The organism is Candidatus Gracilibacteria bacterium, assembly GCA_041660965.1.
GTDB lineage: Bacteria > Patescibacteriota > Gracilibacteria > BD1-5 > JAGOOR01 > JAGOOR01.
The window spans coordinates 581,006-593,203 of record JBAZVH010000001.1; the positions used below are offsets into that span (position 1 = coordinate 581,006).

Consider the following 12,198-nt stretch of genomic DNA (forward strand, 5'->3'; position numbering starts at 1 on the left):
TATAAGATGTTGCCATGTGCTGAATTGTTGCTATTGTCACCGATCATTCTGCTGAAGCCGCTCATTCACTGGCAGTGGCTTTAGAGGGGCTCAGGCATAGAGGACCGGATGCAGTAGGCGCACTGATGTATTATGATGGCATACTCCGAAATGTCGTGCGAGCACGCAAAGTAGACGAACGATTTTTACAACAGGTGGAACTTATGGGAAGTGTGGATGATGTTTCAGGATCCGCGATAGCACTTGGGCATACGCGGTATAAAACGAGTGGTACCCATAATCCTCATAATTCTCAACCATTTCAAATCGGGCATGATAATATACGACTTGAGATCCTCTTTAATGGAAATATTCCTAATCATGTACAAATTCGTCGTGAGTGTATGAGCGGGTATACGTTTCAAACTGACGGAGATACTGAGACGTTAGCACGATTTTTGCTCCATTACCTTGAGTCCGCTCCTCATACATCTTGTCGAGTCAGTATCTATGATGCCATCACGGAAGCTGTGAGAGAAGTTCTCAGAGTATTTCAGGGGGGATATTCTGTTATTGGTGTATTTTGATGAGTTGTTTTTGCATTTAAAGATCCTTTTGGTATTCGTCCGCTCGCACTCTGAAAAAAGTGACAGAGTTATATTTTTGCATCAGAGAATCATTTTTTTGAGAAGATAGGATATGAGTATAGAGGAGAGCTCCCAAATGGCTCTATTGTGTTTCCATGAAGGGAACCACTATCACTTTTGAGTGAACCCACCCCACAGCACCCTGATGTATTCGAATTTGTCTATCTTGCGAGAAATAAATCATGTCTTTATGAAGTCAATAATTCTGAAGTACGTTTTGATCTTGGTTTTTCAGCGGCTCAAGAGCTTTGTCACACTCATCCAGAGTGGGAGTTTGATCGAGTAGTAGCCGTCCCAAATGGTGCCAATATTATGCGACAATGAGTATGTGCTGCTCTCGGGATGGACGGTTCAGGACCAAATGGTATGACGAGAAAGTCACATTCCGAACGATCATTTATGGCTTCTGAACAAGTCGAAAGAGAAAAAATCGTACGAGACAAATTTATCATAGACTCTGAACACATTCGATGACAAAGGATTCTCCTTATCGATGACTCCATCGTTCGTGGTACGACCATGCAGGTTATTGTCGATATGCTCTTAGAAGTATGAGCATCTTCGATTACCGTCCTTTCTGCGAGTCCTATTGTCCATTATTGAGATAAATACGGCATAGCTATGTCGACCAGAGAACTGATAGGCATCGATCATACGAGCAATGCGCAAAGAAGTCGAGAAGACATAGAAAAAAAACTTTTTTATAATAGTATCACAGGACAACAAAATGCCCGACTTTTTTATCCCTCTGTTCCAAATTTTCTTGCCGTCTTTAAAAAACATGGATTTTCACATGTCCATGCTGGTTATTTTACAGGAGAATTTTGTAGCGGTTAAAACTCTTTTATCATCTCTTCCACGGGCGTTGCAAAAAATTCATCAACTGCGATACCCTGTACGAGGAGAATCATTTTTTTGATAATACCACGTGCGACACGTGCCGCATCGGCTGGCTGGATATTGACTCATCTATCATACAGAAAGTGTACGAGGACATGCGCGACGAGTTTCACGAGTTCCTCTTCGTAGGTCGCATTGATCATATCCTGTACTTTTTTGGTTGATGTCTGCGATGGATCTATCGTGATACATCCTCGTACAGTATCCATCCAGATGTTGAGATGTTTTGCGATGGTGTTATCGAGTGGTTCTTGGTAGGAGACTCTTTCGGTAAATTGTAATCGAGCAGGCAGTATAGCATCTTCCATTCCGAGCTCTTTGCGTACACGCACGAGCATATCATCGGAGAGAGGAAGGAGGTACCCGAGGAGAATATGTGATGGACAACGTGCATTGAGGAGTGGCACGAGCTGATTGATGACATGATCATACACTTGGTTCTGGAGAAGTACCTTTACGAGTTCTGAGAGGAGGATGTCAAATTTATGAGCTTTTTTCTCATCTTTTTGGGTTTTCTGTATTCACGCAAGAGCCGCAACGGCAGCATCGCGCTGTTGTTCACTTTGTTCTGCAACCTTGGTCGCCATTCAGAGCCCTTCTGAGCTCTCATCACTAGAATTAAGTCACATAGCAGTATTATATATCTTTTTACCAGAAAGTGCAAATCAAAAATCTCTTCATTCCCATCATCCTGTCCGTCTAGGCGGATTGATTCCGTCATTCCAGCCAAGGACGAAGTCCGCGAGGTGGAATCCATCCGCCTGATTCCGTCATCCTGAACTTGATTCAGGATCCAGGTTTCAATTACTAATTCCTTTTCGTACTTTTGATGGCAAAAGTACTGCAAAACCACCGAAAGCACATAAACTCGCTCTCCAGTTCAGCAACTTTCTTCTGTTCTTCAGGACGCTCAAACAGTATGTGCTCTCGGACTCTCATTTCCGAGTATCAAGATAGAGAGAAAGCCGTACTTATCTTCTATAGAGAGGTATTTCTGTATACAAAATGTGTTCACTTTTGTCTCGAACTTCCGAATATGCGATTAGTAAGCATCACTTATTCTATGAATGCCTCTCAGTTTTTCCAAAAATTGGTCAAAAAATGCCTCTATTTTTGCCGAGTTTTTCTGTATTTAAAGATAAAAATGAGATTTTCCAAAAAACTTTTGACAGAAGCATTTTTTTCTCTATATTACGCCTCGTCATTTCTTCAGCTTCACGGCTGAGGAGATTACACTGCTCTTTTACATAATCAGTATATAAAGAAGGTGAGGTTTCCGTGCATCTTCGGCACGTTAAATATAGAATAAAAATATTCAAATAAGTTTTAAAGAGTTTGATCATAGCTCAGGATGAACGCTGGCGGTGCGCCTAACACATGCAAGTCGAACGCGGACTACTTTGGATTACTTTGAAGGGCTTGCCTGGATGAGTATGACATTTTTCGGTCTGAGTGGCGAACGAGAGAGTAATGTATTGGTATCTCCCCCCAAGTCAGGGATAGCCCATCGAAAGATGGATTAATACCGGATGGTCCCAGCACCACTTTTAATTATTTACTTTTCACCTATGTATTACGTTTATGTTTTACAGAGTCAAAAGGATTCCGATTTTTTCTATATCGGTTATTCTTCTGATTTGAAAAAGCGATTCGAATCACATAATACTTGAAAAAATCCTTCTACTCGTCCCTATGCTCCATTTATTGTACTCTATTATGAGGCATTTCTTACAAAAGAATTGGCTTTTAGCAGAGAACAAAAACTGAAGTGACATGGACGAACAAAGCAAGAATTATTCAAGAGAATTAAGGTAGATGCTTAAAAGTGGTGCTGGGTAAAGCAGCAATGCGCTCGGGGAAGAGCCTGTATCCTATCAGCTAGTTGGCGGGGTAATAGCCCACCAAGGCAATGACGGGTAACTGGTCTGAGAGGACGACCAGTCTCGATGGAACTGAGACACGGTCCATACACCTACGGGTGGCAGCAGTGAGGAATCTTCCACAATGGACGAAAGTCTGATGGAGCGACACCGCGTGAAGGATGAAGGTTTTGTTATTGTAAACTTCTTTTCTCAGGGACGATAATGACGGTACCTGAGGAATAAGGGACGGCTAACTATGTGCCAGCAGCCGCGGTAATACATAGGTCCCAAGCGTTATCCGGAATTACTGGGCGTAAAGCGTCTGCAGGTGGAAAAGTATGTCAGATATGAAAGACCGGGGCTCAACCCCGTGTTTGTCTCTGAAACTGCTTTTCTCGAGTGAGCAAGAGGTATGCGGAATTTATGGAGTAGGAGTGCAATCCGTTGACACCATAAAGAACACCAAAAGCGAAGGCAGCATACTGGGGCTCTACTGACACTCAGAGACGAAAGCGTGGGGAGCGAAAGGGATTAGATACCCCTGTAGTCCACGCCCTAAACTATGATGACTAGGTGTTGGCCCCGCTCATTTTTTGACTTATGTTTAGTCAAGAAAGTGGAAAAATGAGCGGGGTCAGTGCCGTAGCTAACGCGTTAAGTCATCCGCCTGAGTAGTACGGCCGCAAGGCTAAAACTCAAATGAATAGACGGGGGCCCACACAAGCAGTGGATCATGCGGTTTAATTCGATACTGAACGAGGAACCTTACCCAGACTTGATATCTAGGAAACCCTATAGAGATATGGGGGTGCCCGCAAGGGAATCCTAAGACAGGCGCTGCATGGTTGCCGTCAGCTCGTGCCTTGAGGTGTTCGGTTGAGTCCGTTAACGAGCGAAACCCATGTCATTAGTTATTATGTCTAATGAGACTGCCTGAGTTAATCAGGAGGAAGGTGTGGATGACGTCAAATCAGCATGGCCCTTATGTCTGGGGCTACACGCATGATACAATGGTCGGTACAAAGAGTCGCTAGCCTGCGAAGGTATGCTAATCTCATAAAGCCGATCTCAGTCCGGATTGCAGGCTGCAACTCGCCTGCATGAAGTTGGAATTGCTAGTAATCGTGAATCAGATATGTCACGGTGAATATGTTCCTGGGTCTTGTACTCACCGCCCGTCAAAGCATGGAAGATGTACCTACTGGAAGTCCCTTAAGTAATATGAGGGCCCATAGTAGAGATATTGACTGGGCTTAAGTCGTAACAAGGTATCCGTACGAGAACGTGCGGATGGACTACCTCTTTTCTTTTTGAAACCTTCACCTTCTTTATATACTGATTATTATAAGAGCATTGCTCTTGTACATACCCTAAGAAAAAGTTGTGATGAGTAAAAAAGCAATAAGTAAGTGAAGAGTGTACACAAAAGCGATGATAGAAATACTACAGTAATGCACACAGTGAATGCCCTGACATCTATACCCGAAGAAGGACGTACTAAACTGCGATAAGCCTGGTGAAGCTGTTAAGAAGCGTCATACATCAGGATTTCCGAATGGGGAAACCCCACCATTTTAATGGTGACCCCGCTCTTTTTTTGCTAATAAGTTAAACAGTAATTTGAGGTTTTTATATCCCAATGTTATTGCAGATTTGTTGGTAAAAAATGAGCGGGGAGGACACAGAGTGAACTGAAATATCTAAGTAGCTCTGGAAAAGAAATCAAATACGAGATTCCCTTAGTAGTGACGAGCGAAACGGGAACAGCCTAAACCCCCATACTGTAAGGACAGACCGTTGGTATGGAGGTGTTGCGAGGTATATTTACTACAATCTGTAAAGTAGACAATCTGTTTTCCACGAGGAAGAATTACCTGGGAAGGTAAGCCAAAGAGGGTAAAAGCCCCGTATTCGAAAGTGTGTAAACGCGTTGCAATATATCCTCAAGTAAGGTCGGACACGTGAAATCCGGCTCGAATCTGGGTCGACCATGATCCAAGGCTAAATACTATAGATGATCGATAGCGAACTAGTACCGTGAGGGAAAGGTGAAAAGAACCCCGAGAGGGGAGTGAAATAGAACCTGAAACTGTGTGCTGATAAGGAGTGGGAGCATTAGGGAGCAATCCTTTTTTGTGACCGCGTACTTTTTGTAGAACGGACCAACGACTTAGTTGTATGTGGCAAGGTTAAGGAAGAAACATCCGGAGCCGAAGCGAAAGCGAGTCTTAATAGGGCGCTCAGTCACGTACACTAGACCCGAAACCAGGAGAGCTACCCATGAGCAGGGTGAAGTGCTGAGAAATTAGCATGGAAGCCCGAACCATTTAGAGCTGCAAGTCTATTGGATGACTCGTGGGTTGGAGTGAAAAGCTAATCGATCCTGGAGATAGCTGGTTCTCCGCGAAATATATTTAGGTATAGCCGTATATGTCTTGTGAGGGGGGTAGAGCACTGTTTGGACTAGTTGAGGTGAATAACCTTTGCAACTCCTGATAAACTCCGAATACCCTCATGCATGGTATACGAGGCAGACTGCGACGGATAAGCGCCGTAGTCGAAAGGGAAACAGCCCAGACTCCTAACTAAGGTCCCTAATTTTCAATTCAGTGGTAAAGGAAGTGGAATTACTCAGACAGCCAGGAGGTTGGCTTAGAAGCAGCCATTCCTTTAAAGAGTGCGTAACAGCTCACTGGTCGAGTGATTCTGCGCCGATAATTCAACGGGGCTAAATTGAAAACCGAAGTTGGAGATGTGTAAAATATAATTTATGCGTGGTAGCGGAGCGTTCCCCATGCCGAAGAAGGTGAACCGTGAGGTTTGCTGGAGGTACGGGAAGTGAAAATGTTGGTATGAGTAACGTAAATGAAGTGAAAACCTTCATCGCCGAATGTCTAAGGTTTCCTGTCCCATGGCAGTCATGGCAGGGTGAGTCGGTCCTTAGGTCAACCCGATAGGGGCAGCTGATGGATATCAGGTTAATATTCCTGAACTTTGATTCTATATGTGTATAGGTTGTGACGGATCGTGTTATTGGAGACCCGCAATGGTTGGGTTCTCGCAAGCAATCCCTCGGGTAAGCTTGTGAGCTTGGTATCGTTTTGCTTCGGCAAGGCTGGTATCTGTGTCCTACAATAATTTGGTTCCAAGAAAAGCTTCCTATATTAGTAGACAAAACCGTACCGTAATCGAACACACGTAGACAAGTGTAAGTACACTCAGGCGTATGGGATAACTATGCTTAAGGAACTCTGCAAAATAGCGTCCGTAACTTCGGAAGAAGGACTCCCATTTGTATATTTTATGCAAGTGGGTTCAACGAACGAGCTCAGGCGACTGTTTACCAAAAACACAGCTCTCTGCTAAGGCGTAAGCCGATGTATAGGGGGTGATGCCTGCCCAGTGCCAGAAGATCACGAGGAGGAGTGCAAGCTCTGAATTTAAGTCCTGGTGAACGGCGGCCGTAACTATAACGGTCCTAAGGTAGCGAAATTCCTTGTCGGGTAAGTTCCGACCCGCACGAATGGCATAACGATCTGAGCACTGTCTCAAGCATAGACCCAGTGAAATTGCAATATCGGTAAAAATGCCGATTACTCACAGCAAGACGGAAAGACCCTATGAAGCTTTACTATAACTTGGTATTGTGTCGTGAATCATGTTGCGTAGGATAGGTGGGAGACTATGATGGAGGGATTTTGGTCCCTCTGGAGTCAACGGTGAAATACCACCCTTTATGATTTACTACACTCACCCCGTCCTCTTTCATCGAACGAAAGAGTACTTAGTCGTTAGTTTTTAGTCGTTAGTATGATGCAATTGCGTTATACTAAATACTAACTACTCGATACTAACTACTTTTACGTTTGTTTCTTGATATCTCTTTACTTGGAGATTTCTCGAAGCATTTATCGTAGAATGTGGACGGGGGACAGTGCTTGGTGGGTAGTTTAACTGGGGCGGTTGCCTCCTAAAAAGTAACGGAGGCGCGCAATGGTTGGCTTAGTCCGTATGGAAATCGGACGTGACGTGTATTCGCACAAGCCAGCCTGACTGAGAGACCTACAAGTCGATCAGAGTCGAAAGACGGTGAAAATGAACCGGCACACACGCATGGAAGTGGTGTCGATCAACGGATAAAAGTTACTCTAGGGATAACAGGCTGATCATGCCCAAGCGTCCACAGCGACGGCATGGTTTGGCACCTCGATGTCGGCTCGTCGCATCCTGGGGGTGAAGAAGCTCCCAAGGGTTTGGCTGTTCGCCAATTAAAGCGGTACGCGAGCTGGGTTCAGAACGTCGTGAGACAGTTTGGCCCCTATCTGCTGTGAGCGTTGATATTTGAAAGGACTCTTCCTTAGTACGAGAGGACCGGGAAGAACGAACCTCTGGTGTACCAGCTGTCAGACCTACTGGCACAGACGCTGGGTAGCTACGTTCGGACGAGATAACCACTGAAAGCATCTAAGTGGGAAACTCACCTTAAGATGAGATATCAGACCCCTCGGAGAATACGAGGTTGATAGGTCGCAGGTGTACGGACAGTAATGTCTTCAGCCGAGCGATACTAACGGTCTAATTTTGTATTTCTTATTCGCTTTTGTGTGCATTTAATACTATTTACTGCTCTTTACTCATCACATCTTTTTCTTAGTGTATAGAACTCTGACAGCCAGAGCTATAGCTAGAGCCATAGACAGGATATTTTAAATATTTTCCTTTCTCTATCTTCTGCTATTTCTTCTGCTCATTTTCTGCTTCGCAGAAAATGTTGTCTCGAGTGTCTTGGTGCCTTTAACGCGGGTGGTCACCTGTTCTCATTCCGAACACAGAAGTTAAGCCCCGTCGTGCCGATGGTAGTGCTCCTTGAGAGTGCGAGAGTAGGTAGGTGCCAGGACTTTCGAGATAACATCTCGCAAAAAATTAACCCTCCAGAAATGGAGGGTTTTTTTTATGGTTTCATGCGCAATATCATTGACAAAATTATTTATAAAGTAATATTAGAAAATATAATTTAAAAGGAATATTGATCCAAGAAAAAAGAATCTAATTTTACTATATTCTATGAATGATTATCCATGACAATTACCTCGTGCAGCATTGATAGCAGGATATAGGCATATAGGGAGACCGATTATTCGAGCAAAGAAAAATCCAGAAAGAGCCCACGGACTTGGTCTGGATTTAGGACGAGTTTTGTCGCATTTCCCAGGTCTTTGTCATGCTATTTTGTGAAATAAGAAATTCGATAATTGGTTAGCCAATCAATGATTAGATTTTACAATAGGCAATGCACATTTTACGTCTCCTTTTCTCATCCCAAGTGGTCTTGTCAAAATGCACGATGGTAAACCAGAGGAGGTACTTCGTGCACTTCCAATAGGAGCCGTAACGCTTGGTAGCATTACTCCCACTCCTCTGTTGGGTAATATGGACCAACCACGTCTTTTTGTAGATGAGCGATCACAGTCAATTGTAAACTTTATGTGACTCAATGGCCCCGGTGTTGATATGTGGGTCGCACAACTGACCTATGAAAGAGATACACTCGGTATACACCATATACCTTTTATTATTAATATCTCCAATGCCCCAGCAACAGCTATGATAGATAAACCTGCAGAAGCCAAGGAGCTCGCTCGAAAAACAGCTCCATTTGCTCAGGTTATAGAATATAATGTATCCTGTCCAAATGTATGATGATGAAGCTGAGTGCAGGCTTTTTCTGGCGAGAGCATGGAATCCCTTGTACTGACACTCACTGCTATCCATGAATGAATAAATGAGGCTGGGATGTTTAGTGTACCTGTGATACTCAAACTCCCTCCACATCTGGATCTGGCAGCCCTTGATAGAGTGATAGCTGCCACGAGCCATCTTGTCTCCTGATATACATGTATCAATACTTCGCCAAACCAAGGACTCAAAGATCAAACACCAATCGGGAAGAATAAATGAGGGCTTAGCTGAGCGTTGATATTTCCTGAAATGATTCGCACTGTGAAATTAGTACGACAAATAGCGCCACCGGAAATGATTATTATAGCATCGGGTGGTCTCTGAACAGGCAACACAAGAAAAGAGCGATTTTGAACTGGGTATCAGGCAGTTAAAAGCGGTGCCAATTTTGTCTCTGCTTATTCTTCACTTGCGTTTCTTGGTCCATGGGTTATGTACGATATCATAGCTGGAGCGGTGACTGCCATGAAAGAAATGGAACAATCGGCGTAGTTATCTCTTGCAGGTTTATAAATATTTATATTTTCCTAACTCTTTCTCAGCTTTGATGCTCTGGAAGAATTTTTGAGCGTCTTTTTTTGCATCTCTGAGATCGTGGTCCCTATAATTTCCGCATTCTGCTGCTGTTGCTCATGGGATTGGATAATCTTCTGGAAGTTCCATAATCCATTGATACATTTTTTGAAGAATTTCAACGACCTCTGCTCCAGTTGGTTTACCAGAGAAAAGCACATACATACCTGTTCGACATCCCATAGGACCAAAATAAATGGTCTTTTTTCACCAGATTATATCGTTTCGGAGAAATGTAGCTCCGAGATGTTCAATCGTGTGCGCAGAGCCGATACTGAGTACTGGTTCATGATTTGGAGATTTCATCCGGATATCGTACGTTCGTATGATATCACCTGAAGGTGTTGTGTCTTCTCGAGAGAGATACATACCTGGAGCAAGGTGGTTATGGTCGACAGAGAATGAAGCGATACGTTCCATAGTGAGATTAATAATACAAAAGACAGAATACAAAGTACAAAATGAAGGAAGTTTTATTTTTGGCTGAGAAATCCTAAAATAAAAGGCAAATGTTTGACGACTCGTTCGCCAGCATGGAGATTGGTTTCAAAATCCTTTTCAGCACCTTCATCAGCGTGGTCAGAGATGACCTTGAGTATGACAAGTGGCGTTTTATAGTGATGTGCGACTTTTGCGAGAGCGGCTCATTCCATATCAACGAGCTGTCCTCCTTTTGCTTGAAGCAGTTCTTTTACATCTCATGAATTGATAAATTGATCACCAGTGACCAGGATTCATCGCTTCAGTTCGGGATGTTCGACGGTGGTAAGTGCGAAGAGAGGATAGATCCTTTTCTGTGCTTCATCATCGCCTTCTATGATGCCATCGTGTTCGACGGTGTGCTCAGCTATCACGACATCGCCAAAGGCAAGGTGCGGAGAGAGACTTCCCGCGAGCCCGATATTGATAATTGATTTTATATCATATTTTTCGAGTACTTTTGTGAGCATCATGGCGGCACTGACTTTACCGACAGAGCTCACGGCAAATATATACCCCTCGTGTTCTATGATATCTCCTACTTTCATCGTTTGTGCGAGTCCGAGATATTGAGTGATAGGCGCCATCTCTTCTGCTAGAGCAGAGATAATAAGTATTTTAGTCATATTGAATGGTTGAAAAAATATCTATTGGTGATAATTTGTTTCTTCATTTGAGAAAGAGTAATTCCACAAGAACTCCGACGTAGATGGATTGTACTCCGCAGTTTCTGATGAGCTCAATCGCTGCTTGGAGCGTACCTCCTGTCGCCAGGACATCATCGACTATGAATACGATATCGTCTGATTTTAAAATATCTCTTCGCATTGAGAGGGTTGCTACTCCATATTCGAGCTCGTAGGAAGCTTCAAAAGTCGTTTCGTCGGGAAGTTTCCCTTTTTTACGTATCATCACGAGAGGAAGCTGAAATCTCTCAGCCAACATTCATGCGAGAAGAAATCCGCGAGCATCGATACCAGCAATCGCGGTAATATTCTTGCCATTCATAAAGTTTCAAAATTCTTCTATGATATTTTTTCTGGCTTCTACATCAAAAAGAAGCGGAGAAATCTCTCGGAAGATCACTCATTGCTTGGGAAAATCGGGATGACTCGATATCAGATCTTTATAACTTTTTCACATAGGAGGAGTATAGCGAAAACCTCACAAATGCCAAACAGAGTTCTTTTTATTTATTGTCCCGTATAGATTCCCGAAGCATTATCTTTTTTATAGATAACCTCCTTTTTTGGTTGGTTATTTGAGAGTACCTCCTTGAAGAGCATAAAAAAGTTGGATATTTTTGTACTGACTGTTTGTGTGGCTCAATCCGCTAGCGTATCAAGTTGTGTTTGTTGTCCTGTGGGAATCTGTAGTGTGATTTCTCCGGAAGCGTTTGTATATTTTCTGAGTGCCATCGAATTATATTGTTCGATAAAGAGTGGATAAAGGATGGCACCGATAAGCCAAATACATCCTACAACCACTATCCACCAGAGAGTATACTTGAGGACAATTCGTATTTTTTGGAGCATGCGAAGAGATTATTCTCTGAATAGATCAGAGAGACTTGTGTTTGATTGAAGAGCTTTATGGACCGCTGTGACATCGTTATCATCTATTTGTCTTGTGGTCATCGCGACACTACTATCTGAGATAGTAAAATTTGTTGGCTGTGGTCAATTCATAAAATTTACTTCCGCATGAATACGGATATCCTTATGCGTATGAGGGCATCGGATGAGTATATCGATACCCTTGGCAGTCATATTGATGATTGAGACATTATTTTCTGTAACAGTCTGCGTTGGATTGGTTTGATTATAATTTTGGATGGTCGAATCGATGATAGTTTTGAGGATGATATAGTTCATAGTTGGAGTAAAAAATGGTAATGTAGTGCGTAACTCTGTTTGTATTATATCCAGCACTTCTCTGAATTGCAAATTTTTTATGGGTCTCATGAAATACAATTCCTCTATTTCTCTTCTCATATAAGAAAGATATTTTTGGAATTC

Annotated in this window: 8 protein-coding genes and 3 rRNA genes; 5 read left to right on the forward strand and 6 right to left on the reverse strand. The window is 43.0% G+C overall.

The annotated features are described in order from the left end of the window. The first annotated feature begins 14 nt into the window (after positions 1–14). Complete coding sequence (locus tag WC753_02835; GenBank protein MFA6080394.1) at positions 15–1,463, forward strand: phosphoribosyltransferase family protein; 1,449 nt, start codon at positions 15–17, stop codon at positions 1,461–1,463. Here the strand turns inward: WC753_02835 and WC753_02840 are convergent. Beyond that, entirely contained in the window at positions 1,460–2,440 is a 981-nt protein-coding gene (locus WC753_02840) for a hypothetical protein (GenBank protein MFA6080395.1), read from the reverse strand. The two genes, WC753_02835 and WC753_02840, sit on opposite strands and share 4 nt — an antisense overlap. Before the next feature lie 409 nt (positions 2,441–2,849). On the opposite strand from WC753_02840, the gene WC753_02845 reads away from it, so the two are divergent. The 4 genes from WC753_02845 to WC753_02860 all read left to right on the forward strand — a co-directional run bounded on the left by WC753_02845 (position 2,850) and on the right by WC753_02860 (position 9,619). Beyond that, positions 2,850–4,694, forward strand: a 16S ribosomal RNA gene (locus WC753_02845). Positions 4,695–4,826: 132 nt separating this feature from the next. Continuing rightward, positions 4,827–7,979: ribosomal RNA gene (locus tag WC753_02850) — 23S ribosomal RNA — on the forward strand. A 193-nt stretch (positions 7,980–8,172) separates the two neighbouring features. Beyond that, positions 8,173–8,285 (forward strand): 5S ribosomal RNA (gene rrf, locus WC753_02855). Together the 16S, 23S and 5S rRNA genes form the textbook arrangement of a ribosomal RNA operon. Positions 8,286–8,452: 167 nt before the next feature. Beyond that, positions 8,453–9,619: a hypothetical protein gene (locus WC753_02860; protein ID MFA6080396.1), complete on the forward strand. Its 1,167-nt coding sequence runs from the start codon at positions 8,453–8,455 to the stop codon at positions 9,617–9,619. Between the two features lie 15 nt (positions 9,620–9,634). On the opposite strand, the gene WC753_02865 is transcribed toward WC753_02860, so the two are convergent. The 5 genes from WC753_02865 to WC753_02885 are packed head-to-tail and all read right to left on the reverse strand — an operon-like array spanning position 9,635 to position 12,054. After that, positions 9,635–10,120 (reverse strand): S-ribosylhomocysteine lyase, encoded by a 486-nt coding sequence (locus tag WC753_02865; protein MFA6080397.1) that lies wholly within the window; start codon positions 10,118–10,120, stop codon positions 9,635–9,637. Positions 10,121–10,173: 53 nt separating this feature from the next. Beyond that, the gene (mtnN, locus tag WC753_02870) at positions 10,174–10,806 is read right to left on the reverse strand and encodes a 5'-methylthioadenosine/S-adenosylhomocysteine nucleosidase (GenBank protein ID MFA6080398.1); all 633 of its coding nucleotides are present in this window, start codon (positions 10,804–10,806) and stop codon (positions 10,174–10,176) included. Continuing rightward, positions 10,799–11,323, reverse strand: a complete 525-nt coding sequence (locus tag WC753_02875; protein ID MFA6080399.1) for an adenine phosphoribosyltransferase — start codon at positions 11,321–11,323, stop codon at positions 10,799–10,801. Before WC753_02875 ends, mtnN begins: the two co-directional genes overlap by 8 nt. A gap of 50 nt (positions 11,324–11,373) precedes the next feature. Further along, positions 11,374–11,715, reverse strand: a complete 342-nt coding sequence (locus WC753_02880; protein ID MFA6080400.1) for a hypothetical protein — start codon at positions 11,713–11,715, stop codon at positions 11,374–11,376. 9 nt (positions 11,716–11,724) lie between these two features. Beyond that, positions 11,725–12,054, reverse strand: coding sequence for a hypothetical protein (locus WC753_02885; protein ID MFA6080401.1), 330 nt, complete (start codon positions 12,052–12,054; stop codon positions 11,725–11,727). Positions 12,055–12,198 lie beyond the last annotated feature (144 nt).